This is a genomic window from Helicobacter sp. 13S00482-2 (genome assembly GCF_002272795.1).
In the GTDB taxonomy this organism is placed as follows: domain Bacteria; phylum Campylobacterota; class Campylobacteria; order Campylobacterales; family Helicobacteraceae; genus Helicobacter_J.
This window is the reverse complement of record NZ_MLAT01000014.1, coordinates 17,902-35,719: the sequence shown is the minus strand read 5'-3', so window position 1 is coordinate 35,719 and position 17,818 is coordinate 17,902. Positions and strand designations below refer to the sequence as shown.

16 protein-coding genes and 5 tRNA genes are annotated in these 17,818 nt (G+C 33.7%); 10 read left to right on the top strand and 11 right to left on the bottom strand.

Features of this window, described 5'->3' with window-relative positions; genetic code table 11:
- Positions 1-873: 873 nt before the first annotated feature.
- From BKH42_RS07085 to BKH42_RS07060, 6 genes are all read right to left on the bottom strand, one after another.
- Positions 874-1,080, bottom strand: coding sequence for a hypothetical protein (locus BKH42_RS07085; protein WP_219349844.1), 207 nt, complete (start codon positions 1,078-1,080; stop codon positions 874-876).
- A gap of 61 nt (positions 1,081-1,141) precedes the next feature.
- Positions 1,142-1,450 carry a hypothetical protein gene (locus BKH42_RS07080; RefSeq protein WP_095295919.1) on the bottom strand — a complete coding sequence of 103 codons (309 nt, stop codon included), beginning with the start codon at positions 1,448-1,450 and terminating at the stop codon, positions 1,142-1,144.
- 153 nt (positions 1,451-1,603) lie between these two features.
- Positions 1,604-1,691, bottom strand: a tRNA-Ser gene (locus tag BKH42_RS07075).
- A 20-nt stretch (positions 1,692-1,711) separates the two neighbouring features.
- Positions 1,712-1,786, bottom strand: a tRNA-Cys gene (locus BKH42_RS07070).
- Between the two features lie 10 nt (positions 1,787-1,796).
- A tRNA-Leu gene (locus tag BKH42_RS07065) sits at positions 1,797-1,883 on the bottom strand.
- An 82-nt stretch (positions 1,884-1,965) separates the two neighbouring features.
- Positions 1,966-2,040, bottom strand: a tRNA-Gly gene (locus tag BKH42_RS07060).
- 132 nt (positions 2,041-2,172) lie between these two features.
- Between BKH42_RS07060 and BKH42_RS07055 the strand changes: the two genes are divergently transcribed.
- The 7 genes from BKH42_RS07055 to BKH42_RS07025 all read left to right on the top strand — a co-directional run bounded on the left by BKH42_RS07055 (position 2,173) and on the right by BKH42_RS07025 (position 9,587).
- A complete protein-coding gene (locus BKH42_RS07055) occupies positions 2,173-3,318 on the top strand; it encodes a succinyldiaminopimelate transaminase (RefSeq protein WP_095295918.1) in 1,146 nt (381 codons plus the stop codon).
- Entirely contained in the window at positions 3,311-4,639 is a 1,329-nt protein-coding gene (murC, locus tag BKH42_RS07050; RefSeq protein WP_095295917.1) for a UDP-N-acetylmuramate--L-alanine ligase, read from the top strand. The genes BKH42_RS07055 and murC overlap by 8 nt, the downstream gene beginning before the upstream one ends.
- The gene (locus BKH42_RS07045; protein ID WP_095295916.1) at positions 4,639-5,052 is read left to right on the top strand and encodes a hypothetical protein; all 414 of its coding nucleotides are present in this window, start codon (positions 4,639-4,641) and stop codon (positions 5,050-5,052) included. The genes murC and BKH42_RS07045 overlap by 1 nt, the downstream gene beginning before the upstream one ends.
- On the top strand, positions 5,052-7,337 hold the full coding sequence (locus BKH42_RS07040; protein WP_095295915.1) for an endonuclease MutS2: 2,286 nt from the start codon (positions 5,052-5,054) through the stop codon (positions 7,335-7,337). Before BKH42_RS07045 ends, BKH42_RS07040 begins: the two co-directional genes overlap by 1 nt.
- Positions 7,338-7,624: 287 nt before the next feature.
- Complete coding sequence (locus BKH42_RS07035) at positions 7,625-8,092, top strand: DUF411 domain-containing protein (protein WP_257874283.1); 468 nt, start codon at positions 7,625-7,627, stop codon at positions 8,090-8,092.
- A 56-nt stretch (positions 8,093-8,148) separates the two neighbouring features.
- Entirely contained in the window at positions 8,149-8,697 is a 549-nt protein-coding gene (locus tag BKH42_RS07030; RefSeq protein ID WP_095295914.1) for a YbhB/YbcL family Raf kinase inhibitor-like protein, read from the top strand.
- 161 nt (positions 8,698-8,858) lie between these two features.
- Positions 8,859-9,587 (top strand): outer membrane protein, encoded by a 729-nt coding sequence (locus BKH42_RS07025; protein WP_095295913.1) that lies wholly within the window; start codon positions 8,859-8,861, stop codon positions 9,585-9,587.
- 35 nt (positions 9,588-9,622) lie between these two features.
- Here the strand turns inward: BKH42_RS07025 and BKH42_RS07020 are convergent, their stop codons facing one another.
- From BKH42_RS07020 to gap, 5 genes are all read right to left on the bottom strand, one after another.
- Positions 9,623-10,348, bottom strand: a complete 726-nt coding sequence (locus tag BKH42_RS07020) for a TerC family protein (protein ID WP_095295912.1) — start codon at positions 10,346-10,348, stop codon at positions 9,623-9,625.
- Positions 10,348-11,310 carry a magnesium/cobalt transporter CorA gene (gene corA, locus BKH42_RS07015; protein ID WP_095295911.1) on the bottom strand — a complete coding sequence of 321 codons (963 nt, stop codon included), beginning with the start codon at positions 11,308-11,310 and terminating at the stop codon, positions 10,348-10,350. The genes BKH42_RS07020 and corA overlap by 1 nt, the downstream gene beginning before the upstream one ends.
- A 124-nt stretch (positions 11,311-11,434) precedes the next feature.
- Complete coding sequence (locus tag BKH42_RS07010; RefSeq protein WP_095295910.1) at positions 11,435-12,646, bottom strand: phosphoglycerate kinase; 1,212 nt, start codon at positions 12,644-12,646, stop codon at positions 11,435-11,437.
- Between the two features lie 54 nt (positions 12,647-12,700).
- Positions 12,701-13,981: a glucose-6-phosphate isomerase gene (locus BKH42_RS07005; protein WP_095295909.1), complete on the bottom strand. Its 1,281-nt coding sequence runs from the start codon at positions 13,979-13,981 to the stop codon at positions 12,701-12,703.
- 6 nt (positions 13,982-13,987) lie between these two features.
- Complete coding sequence (gene gap, locus BKH42_RS07000; protein WP_095295908.1) at positions 13,988-14,980, bottom strand: type I glyceraldehyde-3-phosphate dehydrogenase; 993 nt, start codon at positions 14,978-14,980, stop codon at positions 13,988-13,990.
- 178 nt (positions 14,981-15,158) lie between these two features.
- Here gap and BKH42_RS06995 point away from each other — a divergent pair, with 178 nt between their 5' ends.
- From BKH42_RS06995 to BKH42_RS06985, 3 genes are all read left to right on the top strand, one after another.
- Complete coding sequence (locus BKH42_RS06995; protein ID WP_095295907.1) at positions 15,159-15,446, top strand: HU family DNA-binding protein; 288 nt, start codon at positions 15,159-15,161, stop codon at positions 15,444-15,446.
- A 52-nt stretch (positions 15,447-15,498) separates the two neighbouring features.
- Positions 15,499-15,575: transfer RNA gene (locus tag BKH42_RS06990), tRNA-Arg, on the top strand.
- A 153-nt stretch (positions 15,576-15,728) separates the two neighbouring features.
- The gene (locus BKH42_RS06985) at positions 15,729-16,787 is read left to right on the top strand and encodes a site-specific integrase (RefSeq protein WP_095295906.1); all 1,059 of its coding nucleotides are present in this window, start codon (positions 15,729-15,731) and stop codon (positions 16,785-16,787) included.
- The last annotated feature ends 1,031 nt before the right edge of the window (positions 16,788-17,818 follow it).

The window sequence follows — 17,818 nt, the reverse complement described above, 5'->3', positions numbered from 1 at the left end:
GTGATCCAAGAAATATCACTATTGTCATCATATTCCTTAACATTTGATGGAGGAGTTCCTCCACCTATTATCTTTATGATATCTCTTAACTTCACTCATCTGTAATTCTGTGCGATCTGATAGGACTGATTGATGAGAGTGCTAAGGATTTTTTAATCATTGCTCTAAAGTTAAATGAGGTGTGTTTTTAGGCTTTTGAGTATTCATATGCTTTTTGTTTTTATAGATAATATTCTCAGAGTTCTTTTTAGATTTGCCATTTTTTTTGTGTTTATATGGTTTTCTTATCTTCTTGATTTTATTTTTGTGGAATATATATATATTCTTTTTGTATGCAACAAAACACAATGAAGAAAAAAGGGAGGGGGTCGTGTTGTTTGTGTTTATATGACTTTTTGTGATTTTTGCATTTCTATAACGTATAGCAGAATGCTTTCTTTGATTTATCTGTATGTCATGATGCTCAGATGGTGAGTTGATTGCTTTATTTATCTGTAATTTTCTAAGATCTCATAGATCTTAGATGACCTTGTTTTTGGGAGGCAATATCCTTGTTTTTGAGTACTTATTATTTCTTTGCGTTGTTTTTGATGTATCTTATCAATCAACTAGTGCGATGAGTGTGAGGGTATTTGTGTCTCAGTGTTTGTTTTGTGAAATTTCTATCATCATTAGATTTTATAGTTCTAGATTTGCTTTGAAATACTTATCTTATAAAAACTATTAAGCTCTAAGGTCTCCAAATAAAGATCTATAGCCTTCTCAATGGGTTTGCTAATTTTCCCTGTTGTGGCACTCTAATTACTAGCACTTTCGCTAACCTCTAGCTCTTTATAAGTCATACCTAATTCTTTATGTGTAAAAAATCTCTAATTAATCAAAAAGGTTATGCCCTAAAAGCATCTTTTTGATTGTATTGAATTTATGCTCTATTATTAGTAATTCAACCATCTTGATAGAAGATTTTGGCATATTGGATTGTCCATTAGCCCCTCTAGACATAGTGGCTTGTGTAACACACATTTTATTTACCAATTCTTTTTGTGTTATTTCTATTTGTTTGCTATTTGTATTTTTCATCATTTTCATCACTCAATTTTTGTCCCATTTGGGCATCCAACTCCTACTAAAATCTCTGTCCTTAAATAATTCTTTTAATCCTGTTTGAATAAGATTTTTTCTTTAAATGAAGCTTTTGGAGTTCCAAAAACCTATCAACAACTTCTTTGAATTTCAAAGGTTTGTTTTTGAGATCATCAGAATTCTCTCGTTTTATTTTTTCGTTGTACGCCATTTTTTCAGTCCAACCTTCAAATTTTGTCCCTACTTTCAACTCCTGCCTTTGATTGTCTTTTGTAAATCTAATATAATAGGCTATATCTCCATTACTTAGTTTTTTATATCTTACGCCCTGATATTTTGAGCTACTTATATTTTTTTCTGTCCCCAATCTGTCCCCTTTTTTTAATGAAATTAAATGAAAGTAAATGAAATTTTAGGAGTTCAATTGAAAATGATTATATCAAACAAATCTCGTATTTAGGAAAGTTTGGGAGTTAAAATGAAAGTAAATGAAAGTTTAAGAAAAGTGCGTAAAATGCGGTGGCCGGGAGAGAGGGATTCGAACCCCCGGAGGTGTTACCCTCAACGGTTTTCAAGACCGCCGCTTTCAACCGCTCAGCCATCTCCCGATAAACAACATTGTAAAATTTGGAGGCGACACTCGGATTCGAACCGAGGAATCAAGGCTTTGCAGGCCCATGCCTTACCACTTGGCTATGTCGCCCTAATCTTGGTGGTGCCCGGAGCCGGACTTGAACCGGCACGGAAGCAATATCCGAGGGATTTTAAGTCCCTTGTGTCTACCATTCCACCACCCGGGCATTCTAACACTAAAAATAAACTCAAAAAATAACTTAAAACTATAACCAAAGATGTTGCAAGTCATAAAATGAGGCTAAAGTATGGAGCGGGAAACGGGGGTCGAACCCGCGGCCCCAACCTTGGCAAGGTTGTGCTCTACCACTGAGCTATTCCCGCAAAATATATCAGGGGCATAATTCTAGCAACCATTTGAAAAAAAATCAAGACCAAAAGCAAAAAATTGCAAAATTTTATATTACAATAAGCTTTTTGATTCCAAAAATGTAGATCTTTTAAGGAGAAAAATAAGTGAATTTTGAGCCTTACCCATTTGAAAGATTAAGAGAATTGATAGCTGATATACTTCCAAAAAAAAAGCAAATAATCCTTACTATAGGCGAACCACAGTTTCAAACTCCTGATTTTATTCAAGAGGAACTAAAAAATTATGCCCCCGAACTTCGATTTTATCCTAAAAGTTCGGGTGAGGAGTATCTCAAAAAAGCACAAATAGATTTTGTTAAAAATCGTTTTGATGTCTCTTTGGAATCTTCAGAGCTCATATCTACTTTTGGAACTCGTGAAGTGTTATTCAATCTACCACAATTTTTACTTTTTGATAAAGTTCACCCTGTTATAGCTCATCCTAATCCATTTTATCAAATATATGAGGGAGCGAGTGTTGCTTGTAGGGCAAAAACGATTTATATGGATTTATCTGAATCCAATGACTTTAAACCTTTTTTAACACAACAACAGAGAAAACAAGCTGATTTAGTCATATTAAATTCCCCAAATAATCCAACGGGGGCGACCTTAAGCTTAGATGAGCTAAAAGTCTGGGTAAAATGGGCATTAGAAGATGATTTTATACTGCTTAATGATGAGTGCTATAGCGAGATTTATCAGTTTTCTCCTCCTGCTGGGATCTTGCAAGCCTCTTTAGAGGCAGGAAACAAGGAATTTAAAAATATTTTAGCTTTGAATTCAATTTCTAAGCGTTCCTCTGCACCAGGTCTTAGGAGTGGTTTTATTGCTGGAGATAAAAACATACTAGGACAATATCAGAAGTATCGAACTTATCTAGGTTGTGCTATTCCTAATCCTATTCAGAGGGCTTCTAGCAAAGCTTGGGAAGATGTGGTAGTGAGCGAAGAGATTCGGCAAAAATATGTTAAAAATCTTCAAATAGCACAGGAATTATTTCCAAATACCACCATAGAGCCTTATACGTTCTATATGTGGCTAAAAGTCGGTAATGATATTGATTTTACAAAAAAGCTTTATGAGCAAGAAGGCATTTTGGTTTTGCCAGGATCGTTCTTGGGTAGGGGAGGCATAGGCAGAGAATATGTGCGAATCGCTCTTGTGTATGAAGAGGAAATTATTAGAGACTCTCTAGTGATTTTGAGTGATTTTTTGTGTGATTATTTAAAAAAGGGTTTTGATGCTTAAAAAAGATATTTCTAAATTGAAAATTCACTTTATAGGTATTGGGGGAATTGGTATCTCAGGACTTGCGAAATATCTCAAAGCACAAGGGGCACAAATTAGCGGTTCTGATATTGCTGAAGGAAGTGCGATAAGTTATTTACGATCCATAGATGTGCCTATAACTATCCCGCATAGTAAAAATGCTATCAATGATCAAGATCTTGTGATACATTCAGCTATTATTAAGGAAGACAATCCTGAAATTATTGAGGCAAAAAACAAAAATATTCCTGTGTTTTCAAGAAAAGAAGCTTTGGAGTTCATCTTGTGCAATAAACGAGTTTTTAGTATCTGTGGTGCTCATGGCAAAAGCACCACAAGTGCGATGCTAAGTGCTATATTTAGAGATTTTGGTGCGATTATTGGAGCAGATACAAAGGAATATGGTTCAAATGTGCGAGAGATACAAAGTGAGAGCATTGTTTTTGAGGCTGATGAATCTGATAGGAGTTTTTTGAATTCAAATCCTTACTGTGCTATTGTTACTAATGCTGAGCCAGAACATATGGAGAGTTATGATCATAATTTGGAGATTTTTTATGATGCTTATAGAGATTTTTTGGGTTCTGCAAGTAGGTGCTGCATCAACACTGAAGATCCATTTCTTGGGACATTAGATATTAAGGCTAGAAAACTTTCCCCTTCTAAAGATATTAAAAACATCAGCTATATTCTCAAAGATGATGAGCCTTATACTCGTTTTGAGCTTTCAAATTTGGGAGAATTTGAGGTTTGGGGATTTGGGGAGCATACTGCTTGTAATGCCTCTTTGGCTATTTTGGCAGCAATAGATGAGATGGACTTGCAAACCATTAGAGAAAATCTTAGAAACTTCAAAGGCATCAAGAAACGTTTTGATATTATTCAAAAAGGCGACTTAATTATTATTGATGATTACGCTCATCATCCCACAGAGATTGTCGCTACATTGAATTCTGTCAAGACATATGCCACCTTAAAAGGTAAAGATAAAATCGTGGCGATTTGGCAACCACATAAATACTCAAGACTGCTTGATAATCTCGAAGGTTTTCAAGAATGTTTCAACCAGCATTGTGATGAACTTATCATATTGCCTGTTTGGAGGGCGGGAGAGAATCCCACCCCCATTGATATGAATCAACTTTTTGCACATCATCAGCCTATTTTTACAGATAGAATCAAGAAAAATGGCACGAGTATTGAATTTTTTAGGGGTGATGAGGTTATTAAAATTCAGGAAGGCATTGTCGTTGGGCTTGGAGCAGGTGATATAACTTATCAATTAAGGGGGATAAAATAATGTCTGCATTGTTTGGAATTTTTTTAGTATTGTTTCTCACACTTGTGATTTTGTATTTTGTGCTCAGGGATTTTGGAGTCATCACTCCTAAACAAAAACTGATAGGCATTTCAGGATTAGTTGTATTAGGGATTTTTATATTGATATACAGTTATTTTCAGAGTCGCTCAGATAAAAATGACATGATTCTTCAAGCGACTTTTTTAAGAGGTGGTTCGCTTGATTGTGATGATGTGATCGTGAATAAAGAAAATTTCAATCTTGTTACAGGTACGTTGAGCTTTGTTGGGAAGAAAAATGGCCCTATGAATAACATCATCATTCCGCTAGATAAGTGTAAGATTCTTCCCCAGGGGGATGAAGATGAAGAATCCACTAATAGAACTCTTCAAGAGGAGCTTCAGAGAGATTGATGCAAGAGAGTTATGAGGAGATAGTCAAAAAATTAGATCTTGAGGATTTTATAAGTTCTTTTGAAGCGTTTTTTGCACGTCCCAAGCCTATTTATTTGCAAGGTGATAAAGCTGGTTTGGTGCCTTTTATCAAGGAGTTAGAAAATATTGTATTTACGCCACCTCCAAAGGTAAAAAAGCTAGAGAATTCTATCTTGCATCTAAAAAAAATTGGCACGTTAAAACTCGAAGAGATTTTTGAATTTATCAAAATCATCAGATACTTTAGCTACCTGAAGTCCCTAAACAGCATCAGCGAAGATAGATTATTTTATAAATACTTGCAAAACATTAATATTCCACAAGAATTAAAAGAGTTGATAAATATTTTTGATGTTAGTGCTCAAATAAAAAATGGTATTTATGAAGAGTATGATAGCCTCCTATTGTCTATTTCAAGACAAAAAACTCAGATTTCAAAGATTTTAGGCGAGATTCTTCTTTCAAATAAATTAACTCCTTATCTTGTTGATAGGCAGATTCACTATATCAATGGAAATGAAACATTATTACTCAAATCTGGCTTTAATATAGCCATTAAAGGCATCATCATTTCACGTTCTCAAAGTGGGTTTTTTTATCTATTGCCTACTGAGATTCATAATGTCCATCAAAAAATTTCAGAATTAGAGCAAGAGCTTCAAATATGTTTATATGAGATTTGTAAAAAAATTTCTTCAACATTAGGGAAACATATTTTATTCCTCAATTTTATCAATAAAGAGTTTGATAAATTTGATCATCTTCAAGCTAGAATCAATTTTGCTAAAGCCTATAATCTTGAATTTGTAACACATAAAACCACTGATAAAACAATTGTTTTAAAGGATTTTATTCATCCAGCCTTAAAGCAACCAAAGCCTATTAATATTGAGTTTGCATCACAATTATTAATGATTACAGGCGTGAATGCAGGAGGGAAAACAATGCTTTTAAAATCGATTTTAAGCAGTGTTTTTTTAGCCAAGCATTTATTGCCAATGAAAATCAATGCTTATGCTTCTAGGATTCCTAATTTTAAAAATCTTCAAGCTATCATCGCTGATCCTCAAAATAGCAAAAATGATATTTCAACGTTCGCAGGGCGTATGCTAAATTTTTCACAGATTTTAAACACGCAAGATCTTATCATTGCTGTAGATGAGATTGAATTAGGAACAGATGCTGATGAGGCCTCCAGTCTTTATAAGGTATTATTAGAACATTTGCTAGATAAAAATGCCAAAATCATCATCACTACACATCATAAACGACTCGCAGCATTGATGGCAAATGATAGTAGGATACAGATGTGTGCGGCCATTTTTGATGAAGTATTGCAAGTTCCTACATATGGTTTTTTGCACGGAAGTATCGGCAAAAGCTATGCTTTTGAAAGCGCTAAACGATATGGAATTCCTTCAGATCTTATACATAAGGCAAAAAAAATTTATGGAGAGGACAAGGAAAAACTCAATGAGTTGATAGAAAAATCTGCTGCACTAGAAATTGAGTTAGCAAAGAAATCTTCAATTTTAGATCTGAAGATAAAAGAATATGAAAGAAAAAAACAAGAACAACAAGATGTCATAGAGAGTTTGAAAATGCGTTATGCTAAAGAAAAATTTGAGCTTGAAATGACCTATAATCAAGCATTGAATGAAATCAAAGTAGGCATTAAAAACAAAGAAACTAGCGATATGCATCGATCTATCAACAATGCGAATAAGATCTTAAATGCCTTCAAACAAATCACTTCATCAGAACACTTTAAGAGTCAAAAACAATTCAAAGCTGGAGATCATGTCAGATATGGATCACAAGAAGGGATAGTTTTAGCAAAAACAGGTAAAAATAATGAATTGTTGCTTATTGAACTAGATGGGGGGATAAAACTAAAAACCACTCCTGAAAAACTCAAATCCTCTAGGTCTAATTTTTATAAACCTATCCAACAATCTCAAGTACTCAAACAAGATAAAAAGCAAAAAATCGAACTCAATATGGATAAAAATACAAGAAATAGTGTGAATGTGAGTTTAGATTTACACGGATTAAGAAGTGAAGAAGCGATTGATAAGCTTGATAAATTTCTTTCTGATGCTCTTATAGCAGGATTTGATGAGGTGCTTATCTATCATGGAATAGGAACAGGTAAGCTATCTTTTAGCGTCAAAGAGTTTCTCTCCTCTCATCCAAAAGTTGTGGCCTTTTCTGATGCTCCAATACAAATGGGAGGTTTTGGGGCTAAGCTTGTAAAACTGTAATTTGTAAATATAATTTTACCTATATCTTGCTATAAATAGTATTATTAGTGATAACAATAGGGTATTGTTCGGGATAATCGTATATTTGGGACTTATCTATTGTCTAGTTTCAATAATGATACCTTGTAATTATTCCAGATGTGGCCCCTCCCTTTTTTGTTGTGTTATAGAATAATCAAACTGCCCCTAAAAAAGTATTTATGAAATAGTTTTATGTCTTAAATGTTTTGTAAGTTTGCAATTATTAACTTTAATTCTTATAATTCCGTAACATTTAAGGGGTCAATATGAAAATGTTCAATATCATCGGTTTAGTGCTCACGCTCAGTGTTGCTGTTATCGCAAAAGATTCAAAAACCATTATGAGGGTTTATGAAAGTCCAAATTGTGGATGTTGTAAGGATTGGGCGAACTATATTAGGCAAAATGGGATAGAGGTTGAAGAAATAAAAAATTCAGATATTTATGCCATTATGGCCAAATACAAAATTCATTCAGAATTTATCAGTTGTCATAGTGCTATTATTAATGGCTATGTTTTGCAGGGACATATACCTTATGAAGAAATCAAACGATTGTTAAAAGAAAAACCTAAGGATGCTATAGGGTTATTTGTTCCAGGTATGCCTCAAGGGAGTCCAGGAATGGAGCAGGGTTATGATAGTGATATTTATGATGTGATGTTGCTCAAAGACGATGGTAGTTATATAACCTATGCGACTTATAGGGGAAGAAATAAAATATCTGAGTGGTGATAAAATTGTATTTTAAAGATAGAATCCTTGCATGATTAAATTAAAAGGTCAAAAATATGAAATTTTTTAAAGTTAGTATAGAAGTTGATAAAGAGGGTTTCATCCATAATAAATATGGGGGTAATGCAAGTGTAGAGTTTTTGGATAACAATGGTTATCCTGATTTTTCTCCAAAAATAATTTGGGAAGAAGTGATGGGAGCTAAGAGTTATGCTTTAGAGCTTATAGATTATGATTCTGCTCCTGTGGCTGGGAAGATATTCATACATTGGGTTGTGGGAAATATCTCTTCAAACATGCTAAAGGAGAATGCTAGCAGAGAAAATAAAGATATTATTCAAGGTGTGAATAGCTTAACAGAAGGTTTTTTACGTTCAACACTTAGTGAAGAAAAGGCTCTAGATTCAAATCTAAAATCAAGTAAATATATAGGACCTATGCCTCCTAATGGAGATCACCATTATCTTTTTAATGTCTATGCACTTGATATTCCAAAACTTGAACTAAAACCACCTTTTTTTATCAATGACCTGCACGATGCAATTAGAGGCCATATTATCGGACTTGGTCGCTGTGAATTCAAGTACAAGCAATATAAAAAATAATTTATAATAGATTATTTTTATTTATAAATAAAAATTGAATTAATTTAATATTTATATTTTATTTATTTTTTTAAATAAATATGTTAGCATTATTTTATATAGTTACTGTTTTACTGTATAAAAATAGTGATTATAATAGATAAAATATTCAGGAGAAATTTATGAAAAAGATTTTAACAGGAGCTCTGTGTTCTTTAACTCTAGCTAGTTTTGCTTTTGGAGAAAATAGCGGCGTGTTTGTAGGTGTGAGTTATCAATTTGGTCAAACAAATGTGAAGCAAAGCTCATCAGCAACGTTAGGTGGTGCAGATGTTACGTCAATGGCAGGTGGTTTATTGCCTAATTTTAACAAAAAAGCTTACACAAATGGAGCGGGGCTAAAAATTGGATACAAGCAATTTTTTGGTCAATCTAAATGGTTTGGTCTGAGATATTATGCATTTTTAGACTATGGACACACTGATTTTGGAGCAGATATTCTTCCTAGCGAAAAATATCATACTGATATGTTTAGTTATGGAGTAGGGATTGATACTCTATGGAATGTTGTCAATAAAGAAGGTGGAAGTCTTGGTATATTTGCTGGTGTAGGGGTGGGTGCAGATACTTGGATCGCAAATGGAAAGGATTATCAAAATAAATACTTTTCAAATGGAAAGCCTGCTTATGTGAGTTTTCAAACCACAATTGATGCAGGGATAAGAACCAATTTTGCCAAGCATCACGGTCTAGAAGTTGGTGTGAAAGTCCCACTCCTTCAAGATGAAATCTTTAAAGATATAGCTGAGCCCTTTGTTATCAATCCAAAAGCTCCAAAAGCTCAAGTGGATACAAAAACAGATGTGGAACTCAAATATTCTGTGTATGTGAGCTATCTATATACCTTTTGATATTTGACTACTCTATCTTAGAGTAGTCCCCCGTGTTATTCTTGAGGCTTCTTTTTCTTTTTGGTTGAATAAATATTAACAGATTCTACAGCAAGTGAAAACATCATCGCAAAGTAGATATAGCCTTTAGGTATGTGAAAATCAAGTCCATCAGAAATAAGTGCTATTCCTATGAGTATGAGAAACGCAAGTGCTAGGGTTTTTATTGTCGGATAGCTATCCACAAAATTCGAGATACTTTTAGAGGCTATCATCATAATGAGTACAGCAACTATGATGGCGATAATCATCACTTCAAGATGATCTGCCATACCAACTGCAGTGATAACTGAATCAAGCGAAAAAATGATATCTAATAGTGCTATTTGAATAAGAGTGGGAAAAAATTTGAGAGATTTTTTTGAGATTTTTTTTTCATCATCAATGGAATCAAGTTGTGAATGTATCTCGCAGGTACTTTTGTAAATTAAAAATAACCCTCCAGTTATCAAAATTATATCCCTGCCTGATATTTCATTGCCAAAAATAGTAAAAAGTACCTGAGTGAGTTTCATTATCCAAAACAGTGAAGCAAGTAATCCAATACGTGTAATCATTGCCAAAAATAAACCTAGTATTCTTGCTTTATCGCGTTGTTTTTGTGGAAGTTTGCCAACTAAAATAGCGATGAAAATAATATTATCAATCCCAAGTACAATTTCAAGTAATGTGAGCATGGCCAATGCCATTAAGGCATTAGCATCTAAAACCCATTCAAACATTACAGCCAACCTTTTTTCTTGAAGTATATGACAGGCAAAATAGTGGAAATAATCATCACAATAATTGCTAGGGGATAGCCAAACTCCCATTGAAGTTCGGGCATATGTTCAAAGTTCATTCCATAAATAGTCCCAATAAGTGTTGGAGGCATCATTGCCATTGTTGCAACAGTGAAAACTTTGATGATTTTATTTTGTTCGACATTGATCTGACTAGTGAAAAGACTTTGGATATTATCAAGTACATTCATATTTACCGTTGTGAATTCGACAAGTGAATTGATATCTTTAAGGACAATAGTGAGGTTCTTTTTCACATCCATATCAACTTTATCGCTCTTAAGTAAGGCTGTGATGGCACGACGTTTATCAAAAAGTGAATCACGAAGACTCATATTTAGCTCTTGCAAGGTTGATAATTTTGCTAAGATCCCATCGTGGTCAAGGCTGCTTTCATTAAAAACAACATTTTTTCTAAGCCAACTTGTTTCTCTACCTGCACTCTCAAGCATATCAGCATCTTTTTCAACTCTCACCTCAAAAATCTTGCTGATAAGATCAAAGCCATCTTCAAAGTTTTTTGGACTGGCTAAAACACGTTCTTGTATTTCATCAAAAACTCTAAATTCGTTATAACGGATAGTGAATAAAATTCCTTGATAAATAATAAAAGTAACGGTTTGATTATGAAGTTCTAGTTCAGAGCTTCGTATCAAAAAATAAGTATTGATGGTGATACTTGTGCTATCTTCCCAATATCTAGCACTTTGTTCAATTTCTTCACGTTCTTCTTTTGTAGGAATATCAAGCATATATGTTTTGGCAATATAAGAAACTTCTGAAGCACTAGGATGGAGTAAGTCTATCCATAAAATAATCCCATCATCTAAGGAAATTTCCTCAACGCTTTGAAAACTCTCTCTAGCTACAAGAGATTTTTTTTTCATAAATACATTCATCATATAGCGACCTTTGTGCGAATAAAAAACCTTGAGGCTATAGATTTTGTGGAATCTATTTTAATCACAGACTTTAAAAATCCATAGCCTCAACTACGCTGATTTTCCAATTTTTCTCCTTATTTGGCTATTTTTTGTCCAAGACTTCAAATGCGGGGAGTATTTTACCTTCTAAAAGTTCCAAAGAAGCACCACCACCTGTAGAAATAAAACTCATATTATCTCTTTCTCCTGCCTTATCAATAGCATCTGCAGTATCTCCTCCACCAATGAGAGAAAATGCATAAGTATCAGATATTGCACGAGCAATATTAAATGTTCCTCTTGAAAATTGTGATATTTCATAGATTCCAAGAGGGCCATTCCAGATGATAGTCTGACTAGAGTGAATAACCTCTGTGAAAAGTTTTGTAGTTGCTGGCCCCATATCCACTGCCATATATCCCTCAGGAACATCTTGCGCTGGAGTGATTTTGATATTTTTATGCTCTTTAATGTCATCCGTACTCACCACATCAACTGGCAGGTATATTTTCACATTTTTTGTTTTTGCAAGTTTGATAATCTTCAAAGCATCTTCAATAAGGGCATCTTCTGTGAGTGATTTTTGCATATTATAACCGATTGCTTTTAAAAAGGTATTGCTCATTGCACCACCAATAATGATTTTATCTACAACATCAAGAATATTCACAAGTAATTCTAGCTTAGAGCTTACTTTAGCCCCACCAACTATTAATAATACAGGTTCAAGAGGATTAGCTAGAGCTTTTGCAAAAGAATCTATTTCTTTTTTAAGTAAAAGTCCTGCAACTTTTTCTTTCGTGTATTCTGCAATACCATAAGTACTAGCATGGGCACGATGACTAGTTCCAAAAGCATCACTCACATACACATCACACAAATTAGCAAGTTTTTGACTCAAATCTTTAGAGTTTTTTTCTTCACCATCATAAAAACGAATGTTTTCTAAAAGTATCACGCTCCCTTTTGGAAGAGTGTTTTGAAGGATAAGTGCAGAATCAATATTATCAGCAAAAGAAATATTCCTGTCCAAAAGTCTCTCAAGACGCTTGAGAATGTGCTTGAGAGAAAATTCAGGATCTTTATGTTTTGGTCTTCCTAAATGACTCACAAGAATAATAGATTTAGCATTATTGTCAATACAGTAATTGATAGTGGGCAATGCCTCACGCATACGAGTATCATCAGAAATATTAAAATCTTTATCCATTGGGACATTGAAATCCACCCGAATGAGTATCCTTTTGTCTTTTAAATCAATATCGCGAATACTCTTTGTTTGTTGCATTAATGTGATACTAGCTACTTGTTGCATTACTAGCTCCTTTGGGAAGTGAATTGGTGTGCCATTGTATCAAAATTCAACTTTTTATAGAATCTTAAAAATTTCTCTGAGGCGAATTTTTCCAAGTTCCACACCAGGTTGGTCATAAGAGTTGATATTAAATATTCCTCCCACACAAGAAGTGAGAAGCTCAAAATAAATAATGAGTTTGCCTACATTTTCTTCACATAGTTCTTCTAATTCAATATGATCTGTAGGAATCCCTTCGCTTTGTATTGTTTCCATTGTAGCAGTTTGTTGAAGACCTAGTAATTTTGCCAAAGAAGTTCCATTCACAAAGTCTGTAGATTCTAGGTATTCAAAACTCAGATCTGGTATTTTTGGTTCAATGTATTTAGCTTGATGAATACTTAAAAAAGTAATGGTTTTATCCATTAGCCCCTGAGTGATGAGTTGTAAAAAAGAATGCTGATCAATGCTACCAATAAGGCTAATAGGTGTGAGACCTACCTTTTTTCCGTAAATATCAAACTTCCCTAGCGATTCTCCCCACAGCTGAACATACCAAGAGTTAAAATCCTTGAACGCACTTGAGTAGGAAAATAAAATATTGATAGGAAATCTATCTCGATTTTTTGCCAAAAAAATTGCTTTTTTGAGCAAGTGTTCTTCTTTTCGATTGAAAAAGTTGCTCTCAAACTCCCCTGCTCCTTGTAAGAGTCTTTTTGTATCATAACCTAAAAGCATCAAAGGGAGTACTCCAACAGAACTTAGCACAGAGAATCTCCCACCAATATTTTTTGAAATACTCACCACAGGTATTTGCTCTTTTTTGCCTAAGAAATAAAGAGGAGATTCTTCATCAGTGATAAACAAAAGATGGGATTTTGTTTCTGCGTTTTCAAACAAGCTATAACGGTGGATCACATATTTCATCAATGATGAAGTTTCAATGGTTGTTCCAGATTTTGAAATGATAATAAAAAGCGTATCTTGAATGTGAATATTATGCAGTGACTTTTTAACTTCAATTGGATCAGTGTGTTCTAAAAACGCTAATTGAATCTTTTTTCGTGTAGATAAATGAGAGAGCAACCCATCAATAGCTTTTAACCCCAAAGAGCTGCCACCTATACCAATGATAACAATGTTTTTAATGCTATCTAAAAAAGCTTTATGTTCTCGGATATATGCCTCAGAATCCTGAAGGGCTTTTTGCTCAAAAGGAAGCTCATAATAGCCACTTTTTTTATTTTTTCGCTCCAAAAAAATAATATCAAAAACACTATCAAGTGCCTTTTGGTTCGGATTAGCTAAATGCCTTAAATCTGGATTTTTGTCAAAATATTGATTAAAATTTAACATCTGATCTTAATGACTCAAAACCCAAACACTCATATCCACAAGTCTATGGCTATAGCCCATTTCATTATCATACCACGCCAAAACTTTTGCAGTTCTAGATCCAACTACAAGGGTTTTATCAGGCACAAAAACAGCACTATAAGGGCAACCTATAAAATCACTAGAAACGCATTTGTCTTGATCTACAAAGATGAGTCCTTTCATAGAGGTTTCTTGAGCTTTGATAAAGGCTTCATTAATGTCCTCTTTTGTAATATCTTTGAGTAAATTTACATTTAAATCTATCAGGCTCACATCAGGTGTGGGCACACGAATAGAAAATCCATTGAATTTCCCCTCTAGTTCAGGCATCACTAGACCAATAGCTTTTGCCGCACCTGTTGAAGTGGGAATCAAGTTAAGTGCAGCAGCTCTGGCACGACGAATATCTTTGTGTTTTACATCTAGAATATTCTGATCGTTGGTATAGCTATGAATGGTGCTCATCAATCCATTTTCTATACCAAAGTTATCTTGAAGCACTTTTGCTACAGGAGCTAAGCAGTTAGTAGTGCAAGAGGCATTAGAAATAATCTTTTCTCCTTTATAAGAGGAGTGATTAACGCCATAAACAAAAGTGGGAGTGTTTTCTGCAGGGGCAGATATGATTACCTTTTGTACTTTATCCTTGATATGAACAGAAGACTTTTCTAATGAATTGAATTTTCCTGTGCATTCAATAACTCCGGTTGCCCCGTATTTAGAAAAATCTAAATTTTTCGGGTCCCTATCAGAGAGAATTTTGACATTTTTATTGTTTCCAATACGCAGTGTGCTATCATCTATTTTCTCTACATCGTAGCTTCCATGAACTGAATCATATCGTATCAAATGAAGTAAAGTATCAATATCTGCGGTGGTATTGAGTGCCACAAGTTCAATATCATTTCTAATTCCGATGATTCTGCTAGTGCATAATCCTATTCTACCTGTCCCATTGATAGCCACTTTGAAGGGCATTTTCACTCCTTAGAAATAATCTAGTTACTGGAATGATTTTATATGAAAATCCCTTAAAAACTCGAAAATTTTCATCAAAATTTTGCAAAATCCCCTAAAATACTTGATTTTAAAAGAAAATCTATGTACAATAGCCAGGTTTTGAATAAAAACAAAATATCCTAAATGGAGGTTTATTATGAATAAAGCGGAATTTGTCGACTTTGTAAAAGATGCAGGCGATTACTCAACAAAAAAAGATGCAGAAACTGCGGTTAATGCATTTGTTGCAGCAGTAGAAAAAGCACTTTCAAAAAAACAAAGCGTTGAGCTTGTAGGTTTTGGAAAATTTGAAACTGTTCTTCAAAAAGGTAAAACAGGAAAAGTTCCTGGCAGCAGCAAAACTTATAAAACAGCTGATAAAATGGTTCCAAAGTTCAAACCTGGCAAAGGTCTTAAAGATCAAGTTGCTAAAGCAAAAAAATAAGTTTTCTACCGCATTTAGATTTTTTAAATCTGGTGCGGTTTTTTTAATGTTTGTCCCCGTAGCTCAGCTGGATAGAGCGTATGATTCCTAATCATAAGGTCGTGGGTTCGAATCCCGCCGAGGACACCACCGCATTTTCCGCACTTTTCTTAAACTTTCATTTTATTTCATTTTAACTCCCAAACTTTCCTAAATACGAGATTTGTTTGATATAATCATTTTCAATTGAACTCCTAAAATTTCATTTACTTTCATTTAATTTCATTAAAAAAAGGGGACAGATTGGGGACAGAAAAAAATATAAGTAGCTCAAAATATCAGGGCGTAAGATATAAAAAACTAAGTAATGGAGATATAGCCTATTATATTAGATTTACAAAAGACAATCAAAGGCAGGAGTTGAAAGTAGGGACAAAATTTGAAGGTTGGACTGAAAAAATGGCGTACAACGAAAAAATAAAACGAGAGAATTCTGATGATCTCAAAAACAAACCTTTGAAATTCAAAGAAGTTGTTGATAGGTTTTTGGAACTCCAAAAGCTTCATTTAAAGAAAAAATCTTATTCAAACATAAATGGAAGAATCAAGCATTTAGAAGGTTTTAACAATAAAAATATAAACGAAATCACTCAAAAAGATATGAATGACCTTATCATTGAGCTGAGTGAAAGATTGGCTAACAACAGCATCAATCAAGTCATAACTGTTACAAAACAGATTCTAAAGTTCGCTGAAGATGAGTTTAATGCAAAAAATCAGAATTTAAATAAAGTAAGAAGTCTAAAAACTGATGATGCAAGAGAGCGATTTTTAACCAAAGATGAGGTGAAAGCACTTAAGGAGGTTTTGAAGAATCATTATGAGTATCTATTATTTGTAAATCTTTCTTTGTGTACAGGAGCTAGGTTGATGAGTGTTTTGAGTATCAAAAAGAAAGATATTGATCTAAAGAGTCAAACAATCACGCTTAGGGATTTTAAAAATTCATCAAACTATAGAGGTTACCTGAATAAGGAGACCACTGAGCTATTACTCAGAAAATGGGACACACTCAAAGATGAGGATAATGTGATCCAGAAATCTAAAAGGCTCCTCACAGAAAAATTAAGAGATACGCTAAATAACCTCTTTAACCAAAACAATCCTGACAATAAACAAAAAGTCGTTATACACACACTTAGACACACTTTTGCTTCTCATCTTGCCATAAAAGGCGTTAGTATCCAGATTATCCAAAAGCTACTCAACCACAAGGATATAAAAATGACAATGCGTTATTCTCATTTAATGCCTGATAGTGGGAAAGATATTGTAAAAAAACTATGGGAGGAAGAACCTTAATTTCCGATAAATCTAAGGCTTTGAAAACCATCTAATTTCAATCTGATTTTTTTGCTTAAATTCCGATAAAAAATCACAATAAGGTTCCTTAATTTCCGATGAATCTTAACGAAGCATCAACGCTTAATTTCCGAAAAATATCACGTTGTAATGCCAAATAATAAAATCCCAATCAAAGCCTTGTTTATAGATAAATCAAGTATTTTAAATCAAATGAAGTGGATAAATATTTGCATACAAGCCAATCTAAATGTTTTGACTCAAAGTTCTCTTAGTTGAAGCAAAAAATGCATTCAAATTGCTTTGTAGAAATTTGTATTTTTGCATCTAAAAAAGAAGAATTAAATCCAAGAAAATTTTAGATATTTTTTAAGATAAAACAATGAAGAGTTGGGATTGAAATCTCCAATCAAGTTATCTGTCTTTATAGAATCTATTTTGTTTAAGAGATTCAAATCATTTGTGCAAACAAACGCTATTTTGATTTTAAAAGAAGAATGATTTTGATTTCTGCATATTAAAAATTCTCTATTGCCCCCCCCCCCATTTAGGTTCTTCCTAACCCCACCCCCGCCACTGCGGTTACCCGCCCCCAGAAAGTGGAGAGGTGTGGGGTGAAAAAGTTCAGTTCATATTCATATCAATTTTTTATTCAAGAAAAAATCAAAAAAAATAAAAATATTAAGATTTAAAAAATATTGAGTTGTTTGGAGCCCTGAAGGGTTTTGGGTGGATTTATCGTTGTTTATGAAGGGGGGTTAAATCCAAAGGCATTGGTATTAAGGGCTTAAGATTTGCTTGTTGCTATCGATCCTTTAAAGCTATGAGCATAAAATTTAAAGAGCTTATCAGTGAAATTTTTAGGATTTTTTACAACCTCAAAAATAATAAAAATTTAAAAGTAAGACTCTAGGAGGCTTTTATTTATCTTTTAGTGCCACATAATGCTTACGCATAGGGCTTTGGGGCTTGACAAATTTATTTTTTTCCATCTCAAAAATTAAAATTATCCATACGAACTGAGGGGATTT

Bases quoted from the DNA above. Each gene is read 5' to 3' on its own strand.
- BKH42_RS07040 (WP_095295915.1), top strand. From the start codon at position 5,052: ATGCAAGAGAGTTATGAGGAGATAGTCAAAAAATTAGATCTTGAGGAT.
- BKH42_RS07010 (WP_095295910.1), bottom strand. From the start codon at position 12,646: ATGCAACAAGTAGCTAGTATCACATTAATGCAACAAACAAAGAGTATT.
- BKH42_RS07025 (WP_095295913.1), top strand. From the start codon at position 8,859: ATGAAAAAGATTTTAACAGGAGCTCTGTGTTCTTTAACTCTAGCTAGT.
- BKH42_RS07045 (WP_095295916.1), top strand. From the start codon at position 4,639: ATGTCTGCATTGTTTGGAATTTTTTTAGTATTGTTTCTCACACTTGTG.
- BKH42_RS07035 (WP_257874283.1), top strand. From the start codon at position 7,625: ATGAAAATGTTCAATATCATCGGTTTAGTGCTCACGCTCAGTGTTGCT.
- BKH42_RS07030 (WP_095295914.1), top strand. From the start codon at position 8,149: ATGAAATTTTTTAAAGTTAGTATAGAAGTTGATAAAGAGGGTTTCATC.
- BKH42_RS07020 (WP_095295912.1), bottom strand. From the start codon at position 10,348: ATGTTTGAATGGGTTTTAGATGCTAATGCCTTAATGGCATTGGCCATG.
- BKH42_RS07005 (WP_095295909.1), bottom strand. From the start codon at position 13,981: ATGTTAAATTTTAATCAATATTTTGACAAAAATCCAGATTTAAGGCAT.
- murC (WP_095295917.1), top strand. From the start codon at position 3,311: ATGCTTAAAAAAGATATTTCTAAATTGAAAATTCACTTTATAGGTATT.
- gap (WP_095295908.1), bottom strand. From the start codon at position 14,980: ATGCCCTTCAAAGTGGCTATCAATGGGACAGGTAGAATAGGATTATGC.
- BKH42_RS06995 (WP_095295907.1), top strand. From the start codon at position 15,159: ATGAATAAAGCGGAATTTGTCGACTTTGTAAAAGATGCAGGCGATTAC.
- BKH42_RS07085 (WP_219349844.1), bottom strand. From the start codon at position 1,080: ATGAAAAATACAAATAGCAAACAAATAGAAATAACACAAAAAGAATTG.
- corA (WP_095295911.1), bottom strand. From the start codon at position 11,310: ATGATGAATGTATTTATGAAAAAAAAATCTCTTGTAGCTAGAGAGAGT.